General features: G+C 59.4%; 31 protein-coding genes. 27 read left to right on the top strand and 4 right to left on the bottom strand.

Annotated elements, in window-relative coordinates:
• Positions 1 to 126: 126 nt before the first annotated feature.
• Both ADS46_RS05130 and ADS46_RS05125 read right to left on the bottom strand, forming a co-directional pair.
• A complete protein-coding gene (locus ADS46_RS05130; protein WP_066317172.1) occupies positions 127 to 1,176 on the bottom strand; it encodes a phage portal protein in 1,050 nt (349 codons plus the stop codon).
• A complete protein-coding gene (locus ADS46_RS05125; RefSeq protein ID WP_066317169.1) occupies positions 1,173 to 2,951 on the bottom strand; it encodes a terminase large subunit domain-containing protein in 1,779 nt (592 codons plus the stop codon). The genes ADS46_RS05130 and ADS46_RS05125 overlap by 4 nt, the downstream gene beginning before the upstream one ends.
• Positions 2,952 to 3,106: 155 nt before the next feature.
• On the opposite strand from ADS46_RS05125, the gene ADS46_RS05120 reads away from it, so the two are divergent.
• The 19 genes from ADS46_RS05120 to ADS46_RS05035 all read left to right on the top strand — a co-directional run bounded on the left by ADS46_RS05120 (position 3,107) and on the right by ADS46_RS05035 (position 13,833).
• On the top strand, positions 3,107 to 3,919 hold the full coding sequence (locus tag ADS46_RS05120) for a GPO family capsid scaffolding protein (RefSeq protein ID WP_066317167.1): 813 nt from the start codon (positions 3,107 to 3,109) through the stop codon (positions 3,917 to 3,919).
• Positions 3,920 to 3,934: 15 nt separating this feature from the next.
• Complete coding sequence (locus ADS46_RS05115; protein WP_066317165.1) at positions 3,935 to 5,002, top strand: phage major capsid protein, P2 family; 1,068 nt, start codon at positions 3,935 to 3,937, stop codon at positions 5,000 to 5,002.
• Positions 5,003 to 5,004: 2 nt separating this feature from the next.
• Positions 5,005 to 5,685, top strand: coding sequence for a phage terminase small subunit (gene gpM / locus ADS46_RS05110; protein ID WP_066317161.1), 681 nt, complete (start codon positions 5,005 to 5,007; stop codon positions 5,683 to 5,685).
• A 108-nt stretch (positions 5,686 to 5,793) separates the two neighbouring features.
• The gene (locus ADS46_RS05105) at positions 5,794 to 6,264 is read left to right on the top strand and encodes a head completion/stabilization protein (protein ID WP_066317159.1); all 471 of its coding nucleotides are present in this window, start codon (positions 5,794 to 5,796) and stop codon (positions 6,262 to 6,264) included.
• Positions 6,261 to 6,467 (top strand): tail protein X, encoded by a 207-nt coding sequence (locus tag ADS46_RS05100; RefSeq protein ID WP_066317157.1) that lies wholly within the window; start codon positions 6,261 to 6,263, stop codon positions 6,465 to 6,467. The genes ADS46_RS05105 and ADS46_RS05100 overlap by 4 nt, the downstream gene beginning before the upstream one ends.
• Before the next feature lie 50 nt (positions 6,468 to 6,517).
• Complete coding sequence (locus ADS46_RS05095) at positions 6,518 to 6,721, top strand: hypothetical protein (protein WP_066317153.1); 204 nt, start codon at positions 6,518 to 6,520, stop codon at positions 6,719 to 6,721.
• Positions 6,711 to 7,211 carry a lysozyme gene (locus ADS46_RS05090; RefSeq protein WP_066317149.1) on the top strand — a complete coding sequence of 167 codons (501 nt, stop codon included), beginning with the start codon at positions 6,711 to 6,713 and terminating at the stop codon, positions 7,209 to 7,211. The genes ADS46_RS05095 and ADS46_RS05090 overlap by 11 nt, the downstream gene beginning before the upstream one ends.
• Complete coding sequence (gene lysB, locus ADS46_RS05085; RefSeq protein WP_066317147.1) at positions 7,208 to 7,630, top strand: Rz-like lysis system protein LysB; 423 nt, start codon at positions 7,208 to 7,210, stop codon at positions 7,628 to 7,630. The genes ADS46_RS05090 and lysB overlap by 4 nt, the downstream gene beginning before the upstream one ends.
• Positions 7,530 to 7,775: an Rz1-like lysis system protein LysC gene (lysC, locus tag ADS46_RS19155; protein ID WP_420706095.1), complete on the top strand. Its 246-nt coding sequence runs from the start codon at positions 7,530 to 7,532 to the stop codon at positions 7,773 to 7,775. The genes lysB and lysC overlap by 101 nt, the downstream gene beginning before the upstream one ends.
• Positions 7,738 to 8,232 (top strand): phage tail protein, encoded by a 495-nt coding sequence (locus tag ADS46_RS05080; protein WP_066317143.1) that lies wholly within the window; start codon positions 7,738 to 7,740, stop codon positions 8,230 to 8,232. The genes lysC and ADS46_RS05080 overlap by 38 nt, the downstream gene beginning before the upstream one ends.
• Positions 8,222 to 8,680 carry a phage virion morphogenesis protein gene (locus ADS46_RS05075; protein WP_066317141.1) on the top strand — a complete coding sequence of 153 codons (459 nt, stop codon included), beginning with the start codon at positions 8,222 to 8,224 and terminating at the stop codon, positions 8,678 to 8,680. The genes ADS46_RS05080 and ADS46_RS05075 overlap by 11 nt, the downstream gene beginning before the upstream one ends.
• A 61-nt stretch (positions 8,681 to 8,741) precedes the next feature.
• Positions 8,742 to 9,257 carry a phage baseplate assembly protein V gene (locus tag ADS46_RS05070; protein ID WP_066317139.1) on the top strand — a complete coding sequence of 172 codons (516 nt, stop codon included), beginning with the start codon at positions 8,742 to 8,744 and terminating at the stop codon, positions 9,255 to 9,257.
• On the top strand, positions 9,257 to 9,454 hold the full coding sequence (locus tag ADS46_RS05065) for a hypothetical protein (RefSeq protein ID WP_066317137.1): 198 nt from the start codon (positions 9,257 to 9,259) through the stop codon (positions 9,452 to 9,454). Before ADS46_RS05070 ends, ADS46_RS05065 begins: the two co-directional genes overlap by 1 nt.
• Position 9,455: 1 nt before the next feature.
• The gene (locus ADS46_RS05060) at positions 9,456 to 9,797 is read left to right on the top strand and encodes a GPW/gp25 family protein (RefSeq protein WP_066317135.1); all 342 of its coding nucleotides are present in this window, start codon (positions 9,456 to 9,458) and stop codon (positions 9,795 to 9,797) included.
• Entirely contained in the window at positions 9,794 to 10,723 is a 930-nt protein-coding gene (locus tag ADS46_RS05055; protein ID WP_066317133.1) for a baseplate assembly protein, read from the top strand. Before ADS46_RS05060 ends, ADS46_RS05055 begins: the two co-directional genes overlap by 4 nt.
• On the top strand, positions 10,716 to 11,345 hold the full coding sequence (locus tag ADS46_RS05050; protein ID WP_066317132.1) for a phage tail protein I: 630 nt from the start codon (positions 10,716 to 10,718) through the stop codon (positions 11,343 to 11,345). Before ADS46_RS05055 ends, ADS46_RS05050 begins: the two co-directional genes overlap by 8 nt.
• The gene (locus tag ADS46_RS05045) at positions 11,338 to 12,471 is read left to right on the top strand and encodes a phage tail protein (protein WP_066317131.1); all 1,134 of its coding nucleotides are present in this window, start codon (positions 11,338 to 11,340) and stop codon (positions 12,469 to 12,471) included. The genes ADS46_RS05050 and ADS46_RS05045 overlap by 8 nt, the downstream gene beginning before the upstream one ends.
• Before the next feature lie 11 nt (positions 12,472 to 12,482).
• Positions 12,483 to 13,037, top strand: a complete 555-nt coding sequence (locus ADS46_RS05040; protein WP_066317129.1) for a DUF4376 domain-containing protein — start codon at positions 12,483 to 12,485, stop codon at positions 13,035 to 13,037.
• A gap of 175 nt (positions 13,038 to 13,212) precedes the next feature.
• Positions 13,213 to 13,833, top strand: coding sequence for a hypothetical protein (locus ADS46_RS05035; protein WP_066317127.1), 621 nt, complete (start codon positions 13,213 to 13,215; stop codon positions 13,831 to 13,833).
• A 41-nt stretch (positions 13,834 to 13,874) separates the two neighbouring features.
• On the opposite strand, the gene ADS46_RS05030 is transcribed toward ADS46_RS05035, so the two are convergent.
• On the bottom strand, positions 13,875 to 14,720 hold the full coding sequence (locus ADS46_RS05030) for a hypothetical protein (protein ID WP_066317125.1): 846 nt from the start codon (positions 14,718 to 14,720) through the stop codon (positions 13,875 to 13,877).
• A gap of 155 nt (positions 14,721 to 14,875) precedes the next feature.
• Here ADS46_RS05030 and ADS46_RS05025 point away from each other — a divergent pair, with 155 nt between their 5' ends.
• From ADS46_RS05025 to ADS46_RS04995, 8 genes are all read left to right on the top strand, one after another.
• Positions 14,876 to 16,060 carry a phage tail sheath protein gene (locus ADS46_RS05025; protein ID WP_066317123.1) on the top strand — a complete coding sequence of 395 codons (1,185 nt, stop codon included), beginning with the start codon at positions 14,876 to 14,878 and terminating at the stop codon, positions 16,058 to 16,060.
• Positions 16,061 to 16,072: 12 nt separating this feature from the next.
• Positions 16,073 to 16,585 carry a phage major tail tube protein gene (locus ADS46_RS05020; RefSeq protein WP_066317121.1) on the top strand — a complete coding sequence of 171 codons (513 nt, stop codon included), beginning with the start codon at positions 16,073 to 16,075 and terminating at the stop codon, positions 16,583 to 16,585.
• 58 nt (positions 16,586 to 16,643) lie between these two features.
• On the top strand, positions 16,644 to 16,952 hold the full coding sequence (locus tag ADS46_RS05015; RefSeq protein ID WP_066317119.1) for a phage tail assembly protein: 309 nt from the start codon (positions 16,644 to 16,646) through the stop codon (positions 16,950 to 16,952).
• A gap of 26 nt (positions 16,953 to 16,978) precedes the next feature.
• The gene (locus tag ADS46_RS18470; protein ID WP_082925995.1) at positions 16,979 to 17,122 is read left to right on the top strand and encodes a GpE family phage tail protein; all 144 of its coding nucleotides are present in this window, start codon (positions 16,979 to 16,981) and stop codon (positions 17,120 to 17,122) included.
• The gene (locus ADS46_RS05010) at positions 17,106 to 19,835 is read left to right on the top strand and encodes a phage tail tape measure protein (RefSeq protein WP_066317116.1); all 2,730 of its coding nucleotides are present in this window, start codon (positions 17,106 to 17,108) and stop codon (positions 19,833 to 19,835) included. Before ADS46_RS18470 ends, ADS46_RS05010 begins: the two co-directional genes overlap by 17 nt.
• A gap of 12 nt (positions 19,836 to 19,847) precedes the next feature.
• Positions 19,848 to 20,291: a phage tail protein gene (locus ADS46_RS05005; RefSeq protein WP_066317114.1), complete on the top strand. Its 444-nt coding sequence runs from the start codon at positions 19,848 to 19,850 to the stop codon at positions 20,289 to 20,291.
• The gene (locus tag ADS46_RS05000) at positions 20,288 to 21,298 is read left to right on the top strand and encodes a phage late control D family protein (RefSeq protein WP_066317111.1); all 1,011 of its coding nucleotides are present in this window, start codon (positions 20,288 to 20,290) and stop codon (positions 21,296 to 21,298) included. The genes ADS46_RS05005 and ADS46_RS05000 overlap by 4 nt, the downstream gene beginning before the upstream one ends.
• 1,177 nt (positions 21,299 to 22,475) lie before the next feature.
• The gene (locus tag ADS46_RS04995) at positions 22,476 to 23,246 is read left to right on the top strand and encodes a hypothetical protein (RefSeq protein ID WP_066317109.1); all 771 of its coding nucleotides are present in this window, start codon (positions 22,476 to 22,478) and stop codon (positions 23,244 to 23,246) included.
• Positions 23,247 to 23,407: 161 nt separating this feature from the next.
• Here ADS46_RS04995 and ADS46_RS04990 read toward each other — a convergent pair whose 3' ends face one another.
• Positions 23,408 to 23,617, bottom strand: coding sequence for a hypothetical protein (locus ADS46_RS04990; protein WP_066317107.1), 210 nt, complete (start codon positions 23,615 to 23,617; stop codon positions 23,408 to 23,410).
• Between the last annotated feature and the right edge of the window lie 3 nt (positions 23,618 to 23,620).

Below are 23,620 nucleotides of genomic sequence, written 5' to 3'. Positions count from 1 at the left end.
CTTGATACCTGTTTATATATACAGTATTGATGTACAGTAGTCGGTATCGCTTGCGGGGCCGGGACGCTCCCACTGTTTTTAGGGATGAAACGAGCGATAGGCGCCTGGCCATGCCAGGCGCTTTTTTTATTGTGGGTCTAGTGAATACTCCTTGAACCGAATCACCTCCTCCCCTAGCAGGTCATTGATCTCGCTGAATACCGCCTGCACCGGCTCAAGCTCGTTGGTGACGAACACCTTGGCGGCTTTTTCAACGTCGCCGAAGCCGCCGGTGTTATTGGGGATGATGCCCATCAGCTGCGGGGGGATGCGGTGGCCGGCGAGCTGATCGTCACGGGTGATGTTCTTGATCGCGGCGAAGTCGTCCTTGGCGGCCACCTCAGAGATCGGGATGATCTGGATGCCGTCTTTCTTGCCGTTGGGGCTGTAGAGGAACAGGTTGCGGAAGTTGCCGACGCCCTTCGATTCCTTGAGCGCGGCGCGCATGGCGTCGATGTCTTCCTGGTTTTGGGCCGTGTCAGAAACGTACATCACAAAGCCCGCGTGGGAGCCATTGAGGTAATACTTGCGGCGGAACAGCGTAGCGTTTTCATTGAGGTAGATCGACTGCAGCGCGCCCAGGTAGTCCGGCACGCCATACACCTCCTGGTTAATGTCCGGTTCCAACAGGTGGATGATGCTGCCTTCGTCGAACTCGCTGCGCTCCGACCAGTTGGGTACCCAGAAGTAGCGGTTGAGATCCGCCCCGCGTCGCACGTACTTAGCCCGCGCCGGCTTCAAGGCCAGCAGCCTGTTCAACCGGCCGTAGATCTTCTCCAGGTAGCAGTTGCCGAACACCAGGTAATCAGTGGCCAGCGCGCTAAACGCCTGGCGGCTTAGCAGCGGGTGGGGAATGAACGAGCGCACCAGAATATTGCGCTTCACCTGGATGGCCGAGCCATGGTGCGCCGTGGCGCGGTAGGTCTGGGACAGCGCCGGGAAGTCCACCGGCGGCTCGTACCACTCATTACCCAGCATCCAGCAGCCGGTATAGAAAAAGTCATAGCCATCAATCACCGGCGTCGGCTCGCCAAAGCTGAACGCCTCTGCCTTGGCGGGTTTAGGCGTCTCGCTAGTTTCGTTCACATCGTAGGCGGGCACGCGCACCCGAGGCTTTTCCGCCAGCGAATCGCTCATCCAAACATCTCCATCAGGGAACGGCCCGTGCCGTAATCGACCGGGCCATCAAGGGGTTCATTGTGTAAGGCGTGCATGGTGGCCCATGCCAAGTCAGCGTGGCCGGTTTGGTTATTGCGCCCGGCGGTGTAGGTCATCTGGCGTCCGGAGGCGGTCAGCTCGCGGCGGATCGCCATGAACGACTGGGCGAGATCCACCCATCCCGCATCGAATTCCAAGCGGCCTTTGTTGATGATCTGCTGCGCCTGCATGACAAGGCGCGACTTCATTTCCGGGGTATAGCGGTAACGAGTCACTGTAGGGAAGAACTTCGCCACCAGCTGGGCCACGGCTTCGCCCAGGCCCGAGGTATCGATGCCGATAAAGGTCACGTTATAGCGGTGGGTAACGCTGCGAATGAATTCCGCCTGGGCTTCATAGTCGCGCCCTTTGAGGCGGTGGCGTTCCAGGATGCGGTGCTTGCTGTCCATCGACTTAGGCGGCGCCACGACCACTAAGCCTGCCCCATCGCCGTCTTCACCATCACCCGCCGGGTCATAGCCCACCCATACCGGGTGCTCACCATAAGGCCTTGGCGCGAAGGGCTTCAGATCTCGCCAGGCATCCCAGCTATCCACCATGCAACGCTGCATCATCGCCAAAGGGAAGGCGCTTTGCGTGTCGTCCACGAACTCGCACATCAGCAGGTTCGCGAACTCATCGTCGCTGTACTCGAGGCGCAGCTGATCGATGTCGAACAGGTCGCAGCCCCCGGCAATGGCATCCTCGATAGTCACGATCTGTCGCCACTGGCCATCCGGCCCGCGCGCCCCATCCTTCAGCGCCGCGTGGCTCACATCGATCTTCACCCGGTCGGCTTTCTTCTGGCGTTTGTTGAACCGGTCACCGGTCCAGAACGGGTACGCCTCATGGGCCACAGAGGATGGCGTACTGAAGTAGGTCTGTTTCCACTTCTTGTGCATCGCCATACCCGACGTCACCTTGCGGAACGTCTCGAAACCATGAATCCAGAAGTATTCGTCCAGGTAGGTATCGCCGTGGTAGCCCTGCGCCGTTTTGGCGTTGGTACCCAGAAAGTGCAGCTCGGCGCCATTGGCGAGAATGATGGGGTCGCCCTTGAGCTCAACGCCGGTGACTTCCTTCACGAACTGCACGATGTAGTGCCGGAAGATATGCGCCTGCGCCTTGCTCGCGCTCATGAATATCTTATTCTTCCCGGTCTCCAGGGCGTCCGCTATCGCTTCCCGAGCGAAGTACCAGGTCGCACCGATCTGCCGCGACTTGAGCAGGTTGCGGATGCGCTCATGCTGACCCGCCCGGTACCAGCCGCGCTGGTAATCAAACAGCGAGGCCTCGAACGCCTCGACAATCTGAATCACCCCTTCATCGCCCACATCGTTGCGGGCGGGCTTTTTCTTCGGCGCTTCGTTGCGGCGCTCGATGTTGGGGTTCAGGTCGGCTTCCTTGCCGCTGCCCTGGTACTTGTGCACCCGGGCGAGCCGCTCGATCTGGCGGCCCAGCAGGTCGATTTCCTTGAAGTCCTTACCTTCCTTTTGATCCTTCCAGATCAGCTGCACCAGGCGTGCTTCCAGTGCGCCTTCCACCCGCTGGGTCGGCGTGGCGTCGTCCCAGGCATCGCGCTTTTTCCACGAATCCACGGTGGCCCGGGGCAGCTCTAGAAACTCGGCAATACGCGCAATCCGCCACCCCATCCAATAGAGATGGCGGGCAGATAAGCGGTAGTGATCGTCGTCGATGTGGGCTTGAGGCGTCATGCCGCCAGCGTACCCGCGCAGGCGAGGCGACGATTGCCCCGCTCGGTGTAAGTCGCCCTACTCACACCCGTAACGTGTTGAGCGCAAAGGCATGTGCGCGGAACCTGACGGCAACCAAAACGCCCAGACCCTTTTTCAGACACCGAGGCCCGCCCATGCCCTGGCATCGCATTGCAACTGAAGGCGCCACCACCGATGGCCGCAACATCAGCGCCGAATGGCTCACCCAAATGGCCGCCAACTTCGATCCCGCCAAGTACGGCTGTCGGATCAACATGGAGCACATGAAAGGCATCCTGCCGGACGGCCCCTTCAAAGCCTATGGCGATGTCACCGCGCTCAAGGCGGAAGAAGGCGACGACGGCAAGCTTGGCCTGTTCGCCGAGATCGACCCCACCGACGATCTCAAGGCCATGGTCGAGAAGCGCCAGAAAATCTATACCTCCATGGAAGTCGACCTCGACTTTGCCGGTTCTGGCGAACCCTACCTGGTGGGCCTGGCGGTCACCGACTCGCCCGCGTCGCTGGGCACCTCGATGCTCAAGTTCAGCGCGCAGGAAGGCAAAAACTCCCCGCTGGCCGCCCGAAAACAACGCCCGGATAACGTCTTCTCCGAAGCGGTAGAAGTCGACCTCACCTTCAGCGAAGAACAGCAAGAGCAAGGCCCAACGCTGGCCGAGCGCGTCAAGGCGCTGTTCAAAAAGCAGGATGCCAAGACCGCCGATGGCTTCGCCGCCTTCCGCGCCGAGCTGGAAGACACCCTTGGCCTGTTCGTGGAAAAACATCAGGCCTTGAGCGAAGCGCTCGAAAAGCGTCCCACCCAGGCCGCTTTCAACGAGCTCAAAAGCGCCCACGACACGCTGAAGCAAGAGTTCGACGCGCTTTACACCCAGCTCGACAACACCCCAACCCGCTCGCCGCGCACGCCCGCTACCGGCAACGACGGCACCATCGAAACCGACTGCTAAGAGACGCCCACGCCCATGCGCAACGATACCCGCAAGCACTTCAACAACTTCGCCAGCCAGGTGGCGAAGCTCAACGGCGTCCCGGACGCCACCCAGAAATTCGCCGTCGACCCGACCATTCAGCAGCGGCTGGAAAAGCGCATCCAGGAAGCCAGCGACTTCCTATCGCGCATCAACATGGTGGGCGTGGATGAGCTGAAAGGCGAAAAACTCGCCCTCGGCGTCACCGGCCCCATCGCCGCCCGCACCAACGTCAACAACCAGGATCGCACCACACGCGACCTCACGACTCTGGACGCTCAAGGCTACGAGTGCCGAATGACCGAGTTCGACACCCACCTGGGCTACAACAAGCTGGATGCCTGGGCCAAGTTCCCCAACTTCCAGGCCATGGTGCGCGATGTGATCGTTCGTCAGCAGGCTTTGGACCGCATGATGGTTGGCTTCAATGGCACCTCCGCCGCCGCGCAAACCGATCCGGTCGCCAACCCGCTTCTGCAAGACGTCAACATCGGCTGGCTGCAGCACTACCGTACCCAAGCCCCCGCTCGCGTCATGAAAGATGGTAAAACCAACGGGAAGATCCTGATCGACCATACCCCTACCAAAGATACAGATGGCAATATCGATGGCATCAAAGGCGACTACGCGACCCTAGATGCTCTGGTATACGACATTATTAGCTGCCTGATCGACCCTTGGTTCCGCCGTCTGCCGGGTCTGGTAGTCATCCTTGGCCGCAATCTCATGGCCGATAAGTACTTCCCGCTGCTCAACCAGCTACCGCCCAGCGAGCAAATGGCTGCCGACATGGTCATCAGCCAGAAACGCATCGGCGGACTGCAAGGTGTAGACGTGCCCTTCTTCCCCGACAACGCGCTAATGGTCACCACCCTGGATAACCTCTCGGTCTACTGGCAGAACGGCGCCCGCCGTCGCTATGTCACCGAGAATCCCAAGCGCAACCGCATCGAAAACTACGAGTCAAGCAACGACGCCTACGTGGTGGAGGACTTCGGCGCGGGCTGCCTGGTGGAAAACATTGAGCTCTCTGAAGCGGCTCGAAACGGTATCAAGGAGTAGTCATGACCAGCCCAGCCCGCCGCCACTTTGAACGCGTCAGCGCCGCCCAGGCGGCCGCTGATGCGGGCGACCAACCCATGCAGGGCGAAGCCTACGAGCTCATGCAGGCCGCGCTGTTTGAAGACTATCGCCGCCTTAAATCCACCCAGTCGATGGAGCGCAAAGCCGAGATCAAGCGCGAGATCCTGCCCAAGTACGCCGAGTACGTCACCGGCGTGCTGGAAGCCGGGCAAGGCGCCCAGGACGACGTGCTGATGCGCGTCATGCTCTGGCGTATCGACGCTGGCGACCTCGCCGGGGCCATCGCGATCGCCCACTATGCGATCACGCACGGCCTCACCCCGCCGGATCAGTTCGAGCGTGGTACCGCCGCCATCATCGCTGAGGAAGTCGCCGACCAGGCCCTCAAACAGCTGGACGACGAAGACGCCAATACGGTCGCCCTCCTCGAGCACCTGGTCAGCGTCGAAGCGCTTACCCGCGAGGCGGATATGCATGACCAGATCCGCGCCAAGCTCCACAAGGCCCTGGGTTACGCCCAACGCACCAATGGCCAGCTGGAAAATGCCCAGGCCACTCTGGAACGTGCTCTGTCACTCAACGAGCGCATTGGCGTGAAGAAAGACCTCGAACGCCTGGAACGAGAACTGAAACAGAACGCTGCCGCGAAGCCTTCGAGCTAGCGGCCAACCGAGTCGACCGCCGACGTCAGGGGGCGCGACGTAAGAGCCAAGCGTGTTAACGCGGCCGCTCGAACGCCGCCCACCCCCTTTTATTGATAGAGGGAACCGATGAGCAGCTTTATCTCGGCAGGCACCACCCGCGACACCGCTGAAAGCACCATCGAGAACAACGGCTTCTGGCCGGACATTCCGCCCAGCGACTTCCGCGAACGCCACCGGCTGGATAGCACCATCACCAGCGCCCGCATCGAAGGCGCGCTGCTGGCCGCCATGGCTACGGTGAACCGCATGCTGCGCCACTGGCAGGCGGAAAAGGTCGACGCGGGTTATCCCACGGTAGACGACATCCCCGTCCCCGTTTGGCAGGCCCCCGGCGTTTTCCTCGGCCTTTATCTCCGCGCCGTGTTCTCCACCGCCCACGCCAGCCTGATAGAGCGCTACGCCGACTATGACGCCACCAACAGCGCCCGCGAGCGCGGCGAACAGCTCGCCGACCCCGCCGATAGCTACCGGCGCGATGCCGCCTGGGCGATCAGCGAGATCGAAGGCCGCCCGCACAGCACGGTCGAGCTGATATGAAAACGCTTCACGCTCGCCAAAACGAAACCCTGGATGCCCTCTGCTACCGCGCCGTGGGGTTTACCCAAGGCATTACCGAACAGGTGCTGGCCGCCAACCCCGGCCTAGCCGACCTCGGCCCCGCTTTGCCCCAGGGCACACCGGTCAAGCTGCCCAACGCCACCGCTCCGCCCCGCCGCCAAACCGTGCGGCTGTGGGACTAATACATTGCTGCGCCCGCTGACGCGCACCCAATCATCTGCTTGAGGCCCGCATGAGCCAGCCCTTTGAAATCACCACCGAAAGTGCCAAGGCCGCGCCGCCCGCCGTGGTCTCGATGATGCACGTTGGCGGCATGACCCCGGCCGACTGGGTCACGGTGCTCACGCTGCTGTACCTCGCCCTGCAAATCGGCCTGCTGGTACCGCGCTACATCACCCGCCTGCGTGAATATTGGGAGAACCGCCGTGGGTCTTAAAACACGTATTGGCGTCAGCCTTGCCGCCGGCGCCGTCAGTATCGCCACCGCCGTGGTGTCGTTTTACGAAGGCTACGAGCCCACTGCCTACCATGACCCGGTGGGTATTCCGACCATCTGCTATGGCCACACCGCCACCGCCCGCATGGGGCAAACGCTCAGCCAAAAGCAATGCACCGAGCTGCTAAAGGCAGATCTCGGGCACGCTTTTGACGCCGTTGACCGCCACGCCCAGATCAAACTGCCAGCCCCTACCCGGGCCGCGCTGGCCTCGTTCGTTTACAACGTCGGCGAAGGCGCGTTTGCCCGCTCCACCCTCCTGCGCAAGCTCAACCAGGGCGACCTGCGCGGCGCCTGTCAGGAGCTACCCCGCTGGGTCTACGCCCAGGGCCGCAAGCTCAAAGGCCTGGTGAACCGCCGCGCCACCGAGCGCGAGCTGTGCCTGGCCGGGGTGAAAGTCGCCAAGCAAACAGAGGAGCCAACGCCATGACCCGCCTGACCGCCGCGCTTGTCATCCTCGGCCTGGTCATCCTGGTGACCTGGGCGCTTTGGCAACGCAGTACCGCCGCCGAGGCCCGGGCCGATCTCGCCGAGCAACGCCTGGCCGAATCCCAGCAGCGCGAAGCCCAACACCAAATGATTATCGACTCGCTATGGGATAACGCCCGCCGGCAAGCCAACCAGCGCCGCGCGCTCGCCAAACAGCAGGCAGCGCTCACCCGCATCGCCTCCAACCGCCTTGCCACCATCGAGGAGCTGCAACGTGAAAACCAAGCCCTACGCGCCTGGGCTGGCACTCGCCTGCCTGATGCTGTTATCCGCCTGCGCAAGCGCCCCGCCGTCACCGGCGCCGGTGCTTACCATCAATCAGTGCGCGATCCCCAGCCCCTGCAGCCTGCCCGCGAGTAACCCGCAAACGAACGGCGAGCTGCACCTGCAGCTGGAACGCACCGAGACCGCCTGGGCGCAGTGCGCCGCCGAGGTCGACGCCATCATTGCCTGCCACGAGGATGCCGATGAAAAAGCTGCACCGGTTACGCGCCCACCTGATTAACGCGGTGCCTGCACTCGCCAACGATCCCGAACGTCTGCTCACCTTCGTGGAAGAAGGCAGTATCGAGTTTCACCGTGGCCCAAACCTCACCCACGAATACCAGTTCACCGCCCAACTGGTCCTCACCGACTTCAGCGCGGATCTCGACACCGTCATTGTGCCGTTGCTTCAATGGCTGGCCGAATACCAGCCGGATGCCGACCCCAATGAGGCGCTAAGCTTTGAAGCCGAGATCCTCAGCCATCAATCGGTGGACGTCGCCCTGCGCGTCAAACTCACAGAACGGGTGCTCGCCAAGGTGGATTGTGACACCGGCCAGATCAAGGTCGATCACGCCCTGCCTCGCTTTGAGGTCACCGGCTGCCCAAGCCCCCGCTGGCAACTACTGATGCGCGATAGCGACACTGAGACCGACTACACCCTGGCCGCCGAATGGAAAGATCCAAATGGCGGATAACCTGGACGCCCTGGAAGACTGGGTCGGCCCGCTGCTGGCCCAGTTGGATGTCAAACAGCGCCGGGTACTCGCCCAACGCGTTGCGCGGGATCTTCGCCGCAGCCAGCGCGATCACATCCGCGCCCAAACCAACCCCGATGGCACGCCCTACGCACCCCGCAAGCCGCAAACGTGGCGGGCCAAACAAGGCCACATCCGCCGCCGCGCCATGTTCAGCAAGCTCTCCACCGCCAGATGGCTCAAGGCCACCGCCCGCAACGACACTGCCATGGTCGGCTTTTTCGGCAACATCGCCCGCATTGCCCGTACCCACCAATACGGCTTGCGCGACCGCGTCAGCCGGAATGGCCCTCGAGTCGAGTACGCCCAGCGCGAGCTGCTGGGTTTTACCCACCAGGATCACGAGCTGATTATGGATTCGGTGCTTACCCATCTGGACTCGGTGTAAAACACCCCACTCACACCCGCCACCGCTTCGCCTTCAACGCCTGCCGCCGCACGATAGCGGCATGAATATTCCCGAACTTCTCCGCCTGCTCCACAACCTGATCCGCACCGGCACTATTGCCGAGGTGGATCACGCCGCTGCCCGGGTACGCGTCAAAGCGGGCGCACTGCTGACCGACTGGCTGCCGTGGCTGGAAGCCCGCGCCGGGACTACCCGGGATTGGAATCCACCCACGGTGGGCGAGCAGGTGATGGTGTTCTCCCCCGGCGGTGACCCCGCTGCCGGGGTGGTGCTGGCCGGACTGTGCTCAAACGCGCATCCGACCCCCTCCAGCAACCCCGACGTGATCGGCCGCTGGCTGCCCGATGGCTCGCGGGTCGAGTACGACCATGCCAAGCACCGGCTGTTCATCAACTGCGTAGGGCCCATTGAGGTGAAAGCCACGGGCACCGTCACGGTCGATGCTCCCTTGATCAAACACAACCAGGGCACCGGCGTGGTCACGCAGCAGCACATCTGCCATTTCACCGGCAACCCGCATGGCGATGGCAGCTCAACGGTCAAGGCAGGCAAATAATGGCGCTCAGCAAATCCCAGCTCAAAAACCGCATCGTCAGCGAAATGCAGGCCCAGGGCGCGACCGCCTCGGGCCAGCACAGCTGGGTGAATCGCATGGCGGAGGCGATCGCCAATGCGGTGGTGGATGAAATTCAGAGCAATGCCGCCGTGCCGGTCACCGGTGGCAGCTCCTCCGGCACGTACAAGGTGCAATAGCATGCCCGGAATGAATGCCACCACCGGCCGCCAGTTGAATGAACGCCAACACCTGGTGCAGTCGGTGCAGGATATTCTCACCACCCCGCTAGGCTCGCGGGTCATGCGCCGCAATTACGGCTCGCTACTGCCGGAGCTGATCGACCAGCCGCTCAACGGCCCCACGGTACTCCGCGTTTACTCCGCCACCGTGGTCGCGCTGATGACCTGGGAGCCGCGCCTGCGCGTGCAACACATCACCCGCCAGGTCAGCACCACTCGACCAGGCCGGTTAACCCTCAGCATTACCGCCCAGCAGGTGGCCACGGGTGAGACGTTCGACATGGAGGTGCCCATCCAATGAGCACGCCGATCGATCTCTCCCAGTTGCCGCCGCCCAATGTGATCGAGCCGCTGGATTTTGAAACCATCCTCGCTGCTCGCAAGGCCCGGCTGGTTGCGCTCTACCCCGAAGAAGAGCGCGAAACGATCACCGAGTTGCTCACGCTGGAATCCGAGCCGCTGGTCAAACTGCTGGAAGAAAACGCCTACCGGGAGTTGCTGCTACGCCAACGCGTCAATGAAGCCGCTCGCGGCGTCATGCTCGCCTACGCAGAGGATGAAGACCTCGATCACCTAGCCGCTAACAATGAGGTGGAACGGCTGATGATCGATCCCGGCGACCCCGACGCCTCACCACCCATCCCGCCGACTTACGAGCGCAACACCGACCTGCGCCTGCGCACCCAGGAAGCGTGGGAAGGCCTGAGCATCGCCGGACCACGCGGCGCCTATGAATTTCACGCCCGCTCGGCGGATGGCCGTGTCGCCGATGCCCGCGCCCTTTCACCGGAGCCTTGTGAGGCGCTGGTGATTATTCTATCTCGCGAAGGCGACGGCACCGCCAGCCAGGACCTGTTGGATATCGTCGAGACCGCCCTCACGCCGGAAGATGTGCGCCCACTGGGCGACCGGGTCACGGTGCAATCCGCCGAGATCATTGACTACGAGATCGACGCCGAGCTGCAGCTGTACGACGACGCCGACACCGCCCAAGAGCCAATTCTCAACGCCGCCAACAACCGCCTGGCGCGCTTTATTGAAGCCCAACATCGCCAACGTCGGCGCCTGGGGGTCAGCATCTACCGCGATGCGATCAAGGCCGCATTGCATGTTGAAGGGGTCGAGCACGTCAACCTGATCAAGCCCGCCGTGCACCTGATCATCGAGCCCACCCAGGCGGCCCGCTGCACGGATAAACGCCTGCGCATCGGGGGCAGCGATGACTGACCAACGCCGCCCCTTATTGCCTGCCAACAGCACGCCACTGGAACGCGCCGCCGCCCAGGCGCTGGCCGAAATTCAGGACGTACCGGTACCACTTCGCCAACTCTGGAACCCCTACGATTGCCCCGCCCATCTGCTGCCCTATCTGGCCTGGGCGCTCAGCGTCGACCGCTGGGACCCGGCCTGGTCCACCGCCACCAAGCGCGGCGTGGTCAGCGCCTCTTGGGCGGTGCACAAGCGCAAAGGCACCATCAGCGCGCTGCGCCGGGTGGTCGAGCCGCTCGGGTATTTGCTCGAGGTGGTCCAGTGGTGGGAAACCGAACCAGCGGGCCAACGCGGCACGTTTTCGCTGCGCATCGGCGTGCTGGATAACGGCATTACCGATGCCATGTATCAGGAGCTCGAGCGGCTGATCGACGATGCCAAGCCGCTCACCCGCCACATTACCGGGCTGGATATCACCCTGAGCACCCGCGTTACCAGCCATGTGGGTGTAGCCATGTTCGATGGCGACACCCTCGAGGTACTGCCCTGGCAAACGCCCGACCTGCACGTGCAGTGCCTCACTACGCACGCGCTCACCCCCTTGTTCCACGACACGCTGGATGTCTACCTCCATGATTGATGAAAACTCTACGTTCGGCGGTTTTCTCACCACCGTTGGGGAAGCCAAGCAAGCCAACGCCAATGCCCTGAAAACGCCCTGGAAGCTCACTCACCTTTTGCTGGGCGATGCCAACGGAAGCGACCCGGTGCCCGACGCTGACCAGACCCAGTTGGTTAACCAGGTACACCGCGCCGCCATCAACCAGCTATCCATCGACCCTGATAACCCTGGCATCTTGATTGCCGAAGTGGTGCTGCCGCCCAACATTGGTGGCTGGTGGATACGCGAGCTGGGCATTGAAGACGAGGATGGCGACTTCGTTGCCGTGGCCAACTGCCCACCCAGCTACAAGCCCCTGCTCGCGCAAGGCTCTGGCCGTAATCAAGTGGTTCGCATGCACCTCATCCTGAGCAACACCGCCAACGTGGAGCTCAAGGTCGACCCGAGCATCGTGCTGGCCACCCGGGAGTATGTTGATAAGGAGATCGAGGCCCACATCGCCAGCCGGAACCACCCGGACGCTACCACCACGGCAAAAGGGTTCGTGCAGTTTGCCACCAAGCAAGAACACCTGGATGGCCAGCGGGACGACCGTGCGGCGAAGCCGTCAGGCGTTAAGGCGATGCTGGATGATCGCGCCGCCGATCAATCTACCGTCGATCAAGGCGAAAGCGACATCAGGTTCGTCACGCCTAAAAAGCTCAAAGCCTGGGCAACCAACTGGGTAAAGCAGGCGACTGAAAGTGTCGCTGGCATGCTCAAGGTGGCAACTCAGGAACAGGCAGAAGCTGGGGAAAGCGATGACACGGTGATAACACCGAAAAAGCTAAGGTGGGGGGTTAGCTATGACATCAGCGAGATAGGGTATTTGGTTATGCCGAGCTGGTTGGGAGGTCTCATTTTGCAATGGGGGATTAGCTCCGTGGGAAACACATCCACGGTCACTTACCCTATTGCATTTCCAAACGCCATTTTAGCAGTAACAGTTGGCGACCTGAACGACAACAATGCTGCCGGAGAAACTGTTGCAATTGCCTCTGACGGGAATGGTTCGCTGCCAACACTAACCATGATGAAACTAACTAAATATATCGCCGATAGCAGTTCTTCTCATCGTGTGTACTGGATTGCATTAGGCCATTAAAGGAAATCACTATGTTCTACAGCCCTAGCGCCCGTGGCTTTTATAGCAAAAAAGTCCACAAAAATATTCCGAGCGATGCAATAGAAATAGCTCCAGCCGAGCATAAGAAACTTCTGCGAGGAGAAGCACAAGGTAAAATAATCACCATTGCCAATGGCTCAATTGTACTCAGCAACAAGCCCGACATTAGCATCAAAGAACATGCGAATGCCGCCAAACAGAGAATCAACGCCGCCCGCGATGCGGCACTAGCAGATGGCCTGCCTCGAGACATCGCTGGCGAGCCGGACGTTGTGCAAACCCGCCCCCAAGATCAAATCAACCTGCTGGGCTTACGCGCCAAGGCCAAATCAGCGCTTGATGAAGGCATCACCGAGCCGGTGATGAAATTTCGTGGCGAGAAAAACGTCACCCGCTACCTCACCCCCGATGAGATGTACACGCTGACCAACGACGCACTGGCCCACATCGAGAGCATTTACGACCACAGCTGGGAGCGGAAGGATGCGATTGAGGTGGCGCTCGAAGCCGAGGATCGGCAATCTATAAATTCTATCTCCTGGTAACATCAGTTAGCGGTCTGCCATAGACTACATCCCTTGCTCTCTATATATGTAGATATATATAAAGCTATCACAATAGATTTACTATCTCGTGAACGTGATTCCAATTTGGCCTTACTAACGTCGCTTAATATGATATTATGTATGGAAGACCATCTCATTTCGATAAGGCCCTAAAATGATGAAAGTATTTTGGTTTCCAATCATAGCCACGGTAATTATTTGGGCTATAGGAGGAGGCTTCTATTGGGAAATAAGAGAAGGTACTCATTACCAGCTGAGCGATGCTGAAAGGGTTAATGCATACTTAACCATTTTTGCTGTGGCATCTGCGTTAACGGGTAGCATATTCTTAATATTTCAACACTGGTTTATGCGCTTACAGTTAGCCCAGACCAATAAACCAAGATTATATTTAGCAGTTGTTCATAACACGTTAAACAATGATCCACAAAATCCTCACAGGACCTCACTCAAGTATACAAACCTAACAGACAATGATTTCGAAGACCTTGAAATATTTCTCTACGGTTCTGTTGACAAAAATGAGACCCAACAATTTTTACAAACTTGTAAGAAAAGAGGATATGTTCAAGGTAGAGATGAAAGAGTTATCAACATATTCACTAATGAAATTATTGATAATCTCTCAAAGAAAAACAATAATACTATGAATGAAAGAAGGTCTTTTCGCATCCAAGCGAAATACGAATTCACTTATTTGAGAAAGAAAATTACGCATTATTCGCCCGTTTACATTTTCAACTTCTCAAGCAATACGTGGGATATTGATGAATAAGTTACAACATGACATCTCTAACTTAAACAGCCAAAAGCCCGCTACTCAGTGGGCTTTTCAAACGCTTTTTCACCTAGGTCGTGCCAAAACTGAGCCGCTGGGTTAGATTGTTTTCCATCCACTATTCTCAGCGCTCTTTGATGCCTACTAAAACCTGAATTGACGGAATTTTTCTTGAATAACATAGCGCATTCAATCATACTAAAGTTATCACTTCCTATAACTGACCTAAAATAATCCTCTAACTCTTTAGCCTCGTACAAGCAGTCTGACACCAAAACACCCAATCTATAAGCATTACCTGTCAAAGCCTCTCCAAAACAAATCAACCACCCCTTATCAAGCTGATCTAACCAAGAATATTCTCCTCCATCAGAAAATAGTTCACCTACTGTTTGATGAATATTGACGTCGGGAGGAACCTCCTGGACCAGATCAAACCCATCAAAAAAATAGTCAGATCGCATTACCCTTTGTCTTTCCAACTCTTTAACCACGGGAGGAATAATATTAACAGCACAGTTATATACCAATTCGACTTTACGCCTTCTTTCCTCACCTTCGAGCTGCTGTCGTGTGAGATCCAACTGCTGCTCTTGCTTTATGATCATATCACTTTGACTATCAATCAGTTTTTTCTGCTGCTTCAACGTAATTACGAAAGCCATCAGTGTCGCCACTACAGCAGCCACACCCACAGTGCCTGATACATACGTTGCGAACGCTGCCCAATCGCTTGGTTTACGTGAGGGTGGTAACCCCCAGAAATTATTTACGTACACTCCAATGGCAACAATGGCAGTAACCATGACTGGAAGTACTAGTGGCCAGTAGTTATATTTCTTACCAGTTTGATCAGTAGCTTCTATCTTTTCCTCTTCCTTCATCCCAACATCCCCTTAACAGTCACTTCCCCGCACCTTACCACACCCCTCAGTGTAAACCGCCCCACTCACCCCCAGCGCTGCTAACACCCTGCCCCAAGACCCCGCACGATACCTGCGTGAATTCACCTTTCTTGTGAACCTGCGCAGGAGCCACCATGGCACTTGATCAATACCACCACGGCGTGCGCGTTGCGGAAGTCAACGACGGCACCCGGTCCATCCGCACGGTCTCCACCGCCGTTATTGGCGTGGTGTGCACCGCGCCGGATGCCGATGACAAAACCTTTCCCCTTAACCGCCCGGCCCTGGTCACCAATGTGGATACCGCCATTGGCAACGCCGGTACTCAGGGCACGCTGAAAAACACCCTCACCGCCATCAGCCAGCAGGCCAAGCCGATCATCGTCGCGGTGCGGGTGGCCGAAGGCGAAACCGAGGAAGAAACCACCGCCAATTTAGTAGGTACCACCACGGAAACCGGCCAGCGCACCGGCCTGCAGGCGCTATTGACCGCCAAGCAAAAGCTGGGCGTGACGCCGCGCATCATAGGTGTGCCCTACCTGGATACCCAACCGGTGGTCACCGCCATGGCCTCGATCCTCGAGCAGTTGCGCGCCTTCGGTTACTTCTACGCCCACGGCTGCGAGACAGTTTCCGAGGTCATTGCTTACCGCGATGAGTTTGGTGCCCGTGAGCTGATGCCGATCTGGCCGCAGTGGGAAGCGTTCGATACCGACGACGCCGAGACCACCACCCTCTGCCCGGTGGCCACCGCCCTTGGCCTGCGCGCCCAGCTCGACCAAACCGTGGGCTGGCACAAAACCCTGAGTAACGTAGTGGTCAACGGCGTCACCGGCATCAGCAAAGACGTCTTCTGGGATCTGCAATCGCCCAATACCGATGCGGGCCTGCTCAACGCGGCGGATGTCACCACGCTGATCAACCAGAACGGCTACCGCTTCTGGGGCTCGCGCACCTGCGCCGGGCCGGAAAGCCTCTACCCGTTCGAGAACTACACCCGCACCGCGCAGATCATCGCCGACACCGTGGCGGAAGCGCACCTGTGGGCGGTGGACAAGCCGCTGCATGCCTCGCTGGCCCGGGACATCATAGAAGGCCTCAACGCCAAGTTCCGCGAACTGAAAAACCTGGGGCTGATCGTCGATGCCAACGCCTGGCTAAACGAGGAGCTCAACACCCAGACCTCGCTCAAGGCTGGCAAGCTGCGCATCGACTACGACTACACGCCGGTGCCGCCGCTTGAGGATCTCGGCTTCCTGCAGCGCATTACCGATTCGTACCTCGCCGACTTCGCTGAGCGCGTTGCGGCCACCGCGTAAGGATTTTTTTCCATGGCACTCCCCAAAAAGCTCAAAGACCTGAATCTGTTCAGCAACGGCGACAGCTGGCAGGGCATCGTGCAGGCCATCACCCTGCCCACCCTCACCCGCAAGATCGAAGAATGGCGCGGGGGCGGCATGGATGGCCCCGTCGGCATCGACCTGGGCCAGGACGGCCTGCTGACCGTCCAGTGGACCGTGGGCGGGCTGGTCGAAAGCATCTTCGATAACTTCGGCACCGCCCGCATCGACGCCGACATGCTACGCATGACCGGCAGCTACGAGCGTGACGACGTGGATGATGCCTCCGCTGTCGAGGTCGTCATGCGCGGCCGCCACACCGAGATCGACATGGGCGACGCCCAGGCCGGTGAGAACACCGAGCACCAGGTCACCAGCACGCTCAGCTATTACAAGCTGACCGTCGACGGCACCACCAAGATCGAGATCGACCTGGTCAACGGCGTGTTCAAGGTTAACGGTGAAGACCGTCTCGCCGGTCGCCGGCAACGCTTAGGCATTTAAAGACAGGCATTTAAGCCGCTCCTTTACCCAACCTTCACTCACACACTAGGACGACCCCATGACCAGAGCCGCCGTTACTCAAGCCATCGCCGCCACCATCACGCTGGATACCCCGCTCACCCGGGGTGAAACCGAGATCACCGAGCTGCGCCTGCGCAAACCCACCTCCGGCGAGCTGCGCGGTGTCTCGCTGGCCGAGGTGCTGCAGATGAACACCGACGCGTTGATCACGCTGGTACCGCGCCTTTCCAGCCCTTCCCTCACCGCCGCCGAGGTGCGCCAGATGGACCCAGCGGATCTCGTGCAATGCGGCGGTGAAATCGCCGGTTTTTTGCTGACGAAGCGGGCCAAGGGCGAGAGCGAATAAACCTACCCGGGCAAGTAGAAGACGCGATGGCGGATCTCGCCATCGTCTTCCACTGGTCACCGGAGGACTGCGCCGGTTTTAGCCTGCGCGAGCTGATGGAATGGCGCGAACGGGCGCGTAAGCGCAGCACACCAACGGAAAGCGGGAGCCAGCGTGGCACGCGATCTTAAACTTCAGGTAATTCTCAACGCCGTTGACCAGGCCACCCGCCCGCTGCGCTCCATTGATCGCGCATCGGCGGGTGCCTCCCAGGCCATGCGCGAAAACCGCGACCGCCTGAAGCAGCTGCAAGCCACGCAGAAGGACGTTAGCTCCTTTCGTACCCTGTCTCGCCAATCCACCGACACCGCCAGCGCGCTGCGCGAGCAGCAGGACCGCATCCGCCGCCTCTCGCAGCAAATGCAAGATAACCAGGGCGACACCGCCGCCCTCACCGCCGAGCGCCAAAAGGCCATCAGCCAGGCCCGCCGGCTGACCCAGCGCTACGACGAAGAACGCCAAAAGCTGCACCGGCTGCGCACCTCACTGAACGACAACGGCGTCAGCACCGGCCAGCTCGCCCGCGACCAGCGTCGGCTTTCCAGCGATATCCGCCAGGCCAACACCGTGGTGGATGAGCAGCGGCAACGGCTGAAGCGGCTGGCCGAGCAGCAACGTAACGCCGCCCGCGCACGCGGCCAGTACGACCGCGCCATGAGCATGCGCAACAACATGGCCGGTACCGGCGCGGGCATGGCAGCCAGCGGCGGTGCCGCGCTGTATGCCGGGGCACGCCTGCTCTCCCCCGGCGTGGCCTATGGCGAGTCGATGTCTCGCGTGCAGGCGCTTACCCGCATGGAGGCCGACGACGAACGGTTCCAGGCGCTTCGCCAACAGGCGCGGGAACTGGGGGCCTCCACCGCGTTCAGCGCCGGGCAATCTGCCGATGCGCAAGGCTACCTGGCCATGGCCGGGTTCGATCCGGAGGCGATTCAGGCCGCCATGCCGGACATGCTCAACCTCGCCCTGGCCAACCGCACGGATCTCGGCCGCACGGCGGATATCTCCTCCAACATTCTCTCCGGCTTTGGGCTGGACCCCGACGAGATGGGCCGCGTGGGCGACGTGCTAACCGCCACTACCACCCGGGCCAACGTCGACCTGGAAATGCTCGGCCAGTCGATGAAGTACGTCGCCCCCCAGGCCCGCGCCATGAACATGTCGCTGGAACAATCCGCCGCCATCGCGGGCCTGCTGGGTAACGTGGGCATTCAGGCCAGCCAGGCGGGCACCACGCTGCGCGCCATGGTCACGCGCTTGTCCGCGCCCACCAGCGCCGCCGCCGGGGCGCTGGCAGACCTGGGCGTCAACGCCAAGGATGCCGAGGGCAACCTGCGCGACGTGCCCAAAATCCTCGCCGATGTGGCCCGTGCCACGGAAGAAATGGGCAACGCCGACCGCGCCGCCTACCTGAAAGACATCTTCGGCGAAGAACCCGGCGCGGGCATGGCCGAGCTGATCGCCCAGCAGGGCAGCGCCGGGATCGAACAGTTCACCGAGATCCTCAGCAACTCAGCTGGTGAGAATGCCCGCGTGGCGAAAACCATGGCCGATAATATCGGCGGCGACCTCAAATCGCTCAGCAGCGCCTGGGATGAAATCGGCATCTCGATCACCGAGACCAACAACGGCCCGCTGCGCGATCTCATTCAGCGCGTCACCGCCATTACGCGGGGCATGGGCGAATGGATCAACGAAAACCCACGCCTGGCCGGTACCCTCGCCAAGGTCGCTGCCGGGCTTGCCGTGTTGGTCACCGCCGGAGGCGCGCTGACGCTGATGCTCGCCTCGATTCTCGGTCCCATCGCCATGGTGCGCTACGGCATGGCCCTGGTGGGGCCGCAGCTGCTCACCGCCGGAAAAGCCATGATGTGGCTGGGTGGCGTATTCCGGGCGGTCTCCATGTTCTTCCTTGCCAACCCCATTGGCATCGCCATCGCCGCGATCGCCGCGGCGGCTTACCTCATCTACCGCTACTGGGAACCCATCAAGGCGTTCTTCCAGGGGCTGTGGCAGCAAGTCAAAACCGCGTTTAGTGACGGCATTGGTGGCGTGGCCAAGCTGCTGGTGAACTGGTCGCCGCTGGGCCTGCTGTACAAGGGCATGACGACCGCCCTCTCAGCACTGGGCGTCGAGATACCCGCGCAGTTCGGCTCGCTGGGCACCGCCATTGTGGACGGCATTATCGGCGGGCTAACCGGCAAACTGGGCGAATTACGGGATCGCATAACAGGCATGGCAGGTAGCGTGCGCAACTGGTTCGCCAACGTGCTGGGCATCAACAGCCCCTCGCGGGTGTTTGCCCAGCTAGGCGGTTTCACGGTGGATGGGTTAATCAGCGGCCTGACCGGCAAGATCAGCGAGCTGCGTGACCGTGTCGTCGGTATAGCGGGTAGCGTAAAAGGCTGGTTTGCCGACGTGCTGGATATCAACAGCCCCTCCCGGGTGTTTACCCAACTGGGCGGCTACACAGTGGATGGCCTGAACAAAGGCCTGGACGCCCAGCGCGACGAACCCGCCCGACGCATTCAGGAGATCGCCAAGCGCGTCACCCGCGCCGGTGCCGGGCTGGCCCTGGGCACCGCCCTACCCGCAGCGGCCATGCCCGCCATCGAGCAGCCAGCGCCCATTCAGTTTGATAACCGCCCGCCGCTCACCCAAGCCAGCACCCAGACGGGCAGCGGCTTCAGCATGGGCGATATCAACATCAACGTAACGCCCACTCAGGGCATGGATGAACGCCAGCTCGCCCAATACGTCGCCCAGGAAGTGGAACGCGCCCTGGCCAACGCTCAACGCGAGAGCCAAGCGCGGCGCCGCTCATCGTTGTGGGATATTGATTAAGGAGTCTCCCTCATGCTCATGGCCCTTGGCATGTTCGTGTTTGAAACCCTCACCGTGCCTTACCAGGAACTCAAGCGAATCACCGAGTGGCGGCACGCCAGCCAATCCCGCGTGGGCGATCGCCCAGCCTATCAATTCGTTGGCCCAGGGGCCGACACTATCACGCTGACCGGCACCCTACTGCCCAGCTTTACCGGCGGGCGGCTCAGCCTGGATGAACTGCGCGAGATGGCCGACCAGGGCAGCGCCTGGCCGCTGGTCGAGGGCACCGGCAGGCAATACGGCCTCTGGGTAGTAACCCGGGTGGAAGAAACCAGCACCCACTTTTTCCGCGACGGCGCTGCAGAAAAAATCGACTTCGTCGTGTCGCTTGAGCATGTGGATGATCAGCGCACCGATCTCATCGGCCGCCTGACACTCTCAGCGGCGGCGCGCTTGGCCGGGGCCTACGCATGAACACGCCCAATGGCTACCCCCGGCCCAGCTACCGCATCACCCTGGGCGACCAGGACATTACCCCGCGCATCAACGGCCGGTTGATCAACCTCACACTGCGCGAGCAGCGCGGCATGGAGGCCGACCAGCTGGATATCACCCTCTCGGATCACGATGGCCAACTGGAATTACCCTCACGTGGCGCCGCACTGGAGGTCGCCTTCGGCTGGGAGGAAGAAGGCCTGGTGGACAAAGGCCGGTTCACGGTAGACGAGGTGCAGCACAGCGGCACGCCGGACAAGCTCACTCTCCGCGCCCGCTCGGCGGATATGCGCGGGCAACTGCCCGGCAAACGCACGCAAAGCTGGCACGACATCACCCTGCTCGACATCATCAGCACCATCGCCTCCCGCCACGACCTAACGCCCGTAGTAGCCACACAGCTCGGCGAGCGGCGCATTGCCCACATCGACCAAACCGACGAGTCGGATCTGAATTTTCTTACCCGTTTGGGCGAGCGGTTCGACGCCGTGGCCGCCATCAAGGCCGGGCGCATGTTGTTCACCGTGGCCGGTGAAGCCCTCACCGCCAGCGGCAACCCCATGCCCCGCGTGCCTCTCACCCGCCGCGACGGCGACCAGCACCGCTACAGCATCACCGACCGCGACGCCTACAGCGGCGTAAAAGCCTACTGGAACGACACCCAAGGCGCAGAGCGCCAAACCGTGCTAGCCGGCAGCGACGACAACGCCAAACAACTACGCCCCACCTACGCCACCGAAGCCGACGCCCTGGACGCCGCCCGCGCCGAATGGCAACGCATCCAGCGCGGCGCGGCAGAGTTCGAGCTCACCCTGGCACACGGCAACGCACGCCTAACCCCCGAAGCTACTGTCACCGCGCAGGGCTACAAACCAGAGATCGACGAGACCGAATGGCTCGCGACGGAAGTGGTGCACTCGCTTAATGATGGGGGTTTTGGGACGCAGATTAGGTGTGAGGTGAGGAGAACAGCAGTCACCAGATAGATAAGTGCTGAAGAACGCTTGCTTCATCTTTCGAAAGGCACTTCTTGGAATATACTAATGCCTAAGTGTTACTCATTTTCTTCGATCTTAAAATAAGGATGCATGCCTAAAAGAACCAGAAACGCTCCAAAATCAACTGTCATACGGGGAACGAATCGATGGTGTATTGCAGCCAGTGCAGCGGAAAGGGTGAGGTTGCTTGCCCAGAATGTAGGGGTGGCCATGCTGATTTGGTGTGTAGCGAATGTCTAGGCAGCGGGATCAGTTATGACGCTGATGCAGAGAAACAGAGGGGATGCCCTCGCTGCGAGGGTGAAGGGCTCGTTGGCCCTGATGAGTGCAGTCTGTGTGATGGAGACACAAAAATAGAATGCAGGACGTGTGGAGGCCTCGGCGAACTTTCAGAAGATGATTGCCAAGTCTGCGGAGGATTGAAAAAAGTAGACTGCGAGAACTGCCACCGCAAAGGAGAGGTAACTTGCAGTGAATGTGAGGGCGAAGATCCCTTCTGCGAATCATGTGGTGGCATCGGGCGTGCCCTCTGTGAAGAATGCGAGGGTGAGGGTGAAGTAATGTGTGCACACTGCGAGTGATGCCTTAAAAGACAACTCCCACTGGGGTATACAAAACCGTAAGCAACCCCCCCGCCATTGCATGGCCGGGGGGTCAATGTCGCATCCTTCTGACGAGCCGGATTCCGTCCCGAGTGCTTCAAGGCGACATTTTCATCATGGCAAATTTTCTATCGCTTTGATGTAAGCCAATGCCGACAGCGCATGTAAGAAATCGCTTACACCCCCCTGCACCTGGCCTGCCGGCAACAATACACCCCGGTACTAATCGGCTTTAGCAAAGCATCCCAGGCCCCGTTAGGCGGTAGCAATGGTCAACGCCTTAGGCCACTGTCACCACTCAGGGCTACAAACCAGAGATCGACGAGACCGAGTGGCTGGCGGCGGAGGTGGTGCACTCCTTGAATGACGGGGGCTTTGGGACGCAGGTGAGGTGTGAGGTAAAAAGCACTGAATTTGCCTCATTTTGATGGATACACCTTAGAACTATCAGTCCCTTAGCTGATAGACCTATTCATGGCACATTTGAACCGCTAAATCTGCTTATCCCAGCCCATACTGCTTAATGAATGTCAGGTAATAAAATATCAATGAGGGGTGGGAGCATGGTGCAACATGTAAAAACAATGAGCCGTAGAGCATTTATGGCCAGCGCGGGCGCAGGTAGCGGGGCGCTTATTTATTATCCTTTAAGTGCACTGGGCCAAGAAGGGGGAGTTTACCTCGACCAGGAAACTTACGATCGAATTAATGCTATCAAGGCTTCAGCAAACCAAGAATTTACATTACTCTTCCTTAAACCGGAATTAATCAATGAAAGTGCTGCTAAGCTTGAGGAATTGCAATCTCTAATTGAAGATTATCTTCCCCTAGATCTTCTTTATGAGGAGAGCCCACAGGAGGGCTGGACTCTAACAAACTACTCACCAAATCAGGTAAAAGACCTTGCACCGATTCGCAGCCCCCAAGAGGTTGCATCTATTCTTGAGCCCCAGGCTATTCATCCTTGTTTTAAAGCTGTTATTCGCGTATTAGCTGATATATTTAACATCGATGAAGAACACATTGAACAGTTCGAAGAATTCATTCAAGAGCAAAGCCTGGATACGCTTATAGAAGGTATAGCCGAATCACTCGAAAAAGATAACGATAACAGTGTCAAAAGCTATATAGAACTACTCATCAACGAATTCAGCATCAGTGATGCTATCAAGCAAGCAGTGCAAGCTTATAACTCTCCCGTCACGAGAGCTCTGCGCGTATGGATCAGGAGCAGAGCCATACCTTTTGTTGGATTATACTTAGCTCTCTTGGATGTAGGAGTGAGTATTATTCAACAGCGTAGGCACATCTTAGCGTGCGTTAATGAGTTTTGAGATAGTTAACCCCCAGCCATTCCATGGCCAGGGGCTTTTAATGCCGCATTCTTCTGACGAAACGTTGTCTGTCCCGTGTGCTTCAAGGCGACATCCTGAGCTTGGCAAATTTTTGCCTAATTTTATGTAAGCCATTGCCTACAGTGCATGTAAGAAATAGCTTACACGGCCCAGCACCTCGCCTGCCTGACCACCACCCCCTTGAACTGCTGCGCGTTCACAAAGTAGCCCTGCCCACCGTTGGGCGGCAATAATCGGCAGCGGCTACCGGCGCGATGGGACTTAAACAGCCGGTACTCGCCTTCTATTTCAGCCACCACCAGATCGGCGTGGCCGAGTGTCAACACCAATGAAGGTTGTCCGCATTTCATCAC

The sequence above is a fragment of the Halomonas sp. G11 genome (genome assembly GCF_001663515.1).
GTDB lineage: Bacteria > Pseudomonadota > Gammaproteobacteria > Pseudomonadales > Halomonadaceae > Vreelandella.
The sequence above is the reverse complement of the archived record's forward strand: the minus strand, read 5'-3'. Positions and strand labels throughout refer to the sequence as shown.

Excerpts from the sequence above, each read along its gene's own strand:
- ADS46_RS05130 (WP_066317172.1), bottom strand. The coding sequence starts at position 1,176 with ATGAGCGATTCGCTGGCGGAAAAGCCTCGGGTGCGCGTGCCCGCCTAC.
- ADS46_RS05125 (WP_066317169.1), bottom strand. The coding sequence starts at position 2,951 with ATGACGCCTCAAGCCCACATCGACGACGATCACTACCGCTTATCTGCC.
- ADS46_RS05120 (WP_066317167.1), top strand. The coding sequence starts at position 3,107 with ATGCCCTGGCATCGCATTGCAACTGAAGGCGCCACCACCGATGGCCGC.
- ADS46_RS05115 (WP_066317165.1), top strand. The coding sequence starts at position 3,935 with ATGCGCAACGATACCCGCAAGCACTTCAACAACTTCGCCAGCCAGGTG.
- gpM (WP_066317161.1), top strand. The coding sequence starts at position 5,005 with ATGACCAGCCCAGCCCGCCGCCACTTTGAACGCGTCAGCGCCGCCCAG.
- ADS46_RS05105 (WP_066317159.1), top strand. The coding sequence starts at position 5,794 with ATGAGCAGCTTTATCTCGGCAGGCACCACCCGCGACACCGCTGAAAGC.
- ADS46_RS05100 (WP_066317157.1), top strand. The coding sequence starts at position 6,261 with ATGAAAACGCTTCACGCTCGCCAAAACGAAACCCTGGATGCCCTCTGC.
- ADS46_RS05095 (WP_066317153.1), top strand. The coding sequence starts at position 6,518 with ATGAGCCAGCCCTTTGAAATCACCACCGAAAGTGCCAAGGCCGCGCCG.
- lysB (WP_066317147.1), top strand. The coding sequence starts at position 7,208 with ATGACCCGCCTGACCGCCGCGCTTGTCATCCTCGGCCTGGTCATCCTG.
- lysC (WP_420706095.1), top strand. The coding sequence starts at position 7,530 with ATGCTGTTATCCGCCTGCGCAAGCGCCCCGCCGTCACCGGCGCCGGTG.
- ADS46_RS05080 (WP_066317143.1), top strand. The coding sequence starts at position 7,738 with ATGAAAAAGCTGCACCGGTTACGCGCCCACCTGATTAACGCGGTGCCT.
- ADS46_RS05075 (WP_066317141.1), top strand. The coding sequence starts at position 8,222 with ATGGCGGATAACCTGGACGCCCTGGAAGACTGGGTCGGCCCGCTGCTG.
- ADS46_RS05070 (WP_066317139.1), top strand. The coding sequence starts at position 8,742 with ATGAATATTCCCGAACTTCTCCGCCTGCTCCACAACCTGATCCGCACC.
- ADS46_RS05065 (WP_066317137.1), top strand. The coding sequence starts at position 9,257 with ATGGCGCTCAGCAAATCCCAGCTCAAAAACCGCATCGTCAGCGAAATG.
- ADS46_RS05060 (WP_066317135.1), top strand. The coding sequence starts at position 9,456 with ATGCCCGGAATGAATGCCACCACCGGCCGCCAGTTGAATGAACGCCAA.
- ADS46_RS05055 (WP_066317133.1), top strand. The coding sequence starts at position 9,794 with ATGAGCACGCCGATCGATCTCTCCCAGTTGCCGCCGCCCAATGTGATC.
- ADS46_RS05050 (WP_066317132.1), top strand. The coding sequence starts at position 10,716 with ATGACTGACCAACGCCGCCCCTTATTGCCTGCCAACAGCACGCCACTG.
- ADS46_RS05045 (WP_066317131.1), top strand. The coding sequence starts at position 11,338 with ATGATTGATGAAAACTCTACGTTCGGCGGTTTTCTCACCACCGTTGGG.
- ADS46_RS05040 (WP_066317129.1), top strand. The coding sequence starts at position 12,483 with ATGTTCTACAGCCCTAGCGCCCGTGGCTTTTATAGCAAAAAAGTCCAC.
- ADS46_RS05035 (WP_066317127.1), top strand. The coding sequence starts at position 13,213 with ATGATGAAAGTATTTTGGTTTCCAATCATAGCCACGGTAATTATTTGG.
- ADS46_RS05030 (WP_066317125.1), bottom strand. The coding sequence starts at position 14,720 with ATGAAGGAAGAGGAAAAGATAGAAGCTACTGATCAAACTGGTAAGAAA.
- ADS46_RS05025 (WP_066317123.1), top strand. The coding sequence starts at position 14,876 with ATGGCACTTGATCAATACCACCACGGCGTGCGCGTTGCGGAAGTCAAC.
- ADS46_RS05020 (WP_066317121.1), top strand. The coding sequence starts at position 16,073 with ATGGCACTCCCCAAAAAGCTCAAAGACCTGAATCTGTTCAGCAACGGC.
- ADS46_RS05015 (WP_066317119.1), top strand. The coding sequence starts at position 16,644 with ATGACCAGAGCCGCCGTTACTCAAGCCATCGCCGCCACCATCACGCTG.
- ADS46_RS18470 (WP_082925995.1), top strand. The coding sequence starts at position 16,979 with ATGGCGGATCTCGCCATCGTCTTCCACTGGTCACCGGAGGACTGCGCC.
- ADS46_RS05005 (WP_066317114.1), top strand. The coding sequence starts at position 19,848 with ATGCTCATGGCCCTTGGCATGTTCGTGTTTGAAACCCTCACCGTGCCT.
- ADS46_RS05000 (WP_066317111.1), top strand. The coding sequence starts at position 20,288 with ATGAACACGCCCAATGGCTACCCCCGGCCCAGCTACCGCATCACCCTG.
- ADS46_RS04995 (WP_066317109.1), top strand. The coding sequence starts at position 22,476 with ATGGTGCAACATGTAAAAACAATGAGCCGTAGAGCATTTATGGCCAGC.
- ADS46_RS04990 (WP_066317107.1), bottom strand. The coding sequence starts at position 23,617 with ATGAAATGCGGACAACCTTCATTGGTGTTGACACTCGGCCACGCCGAT.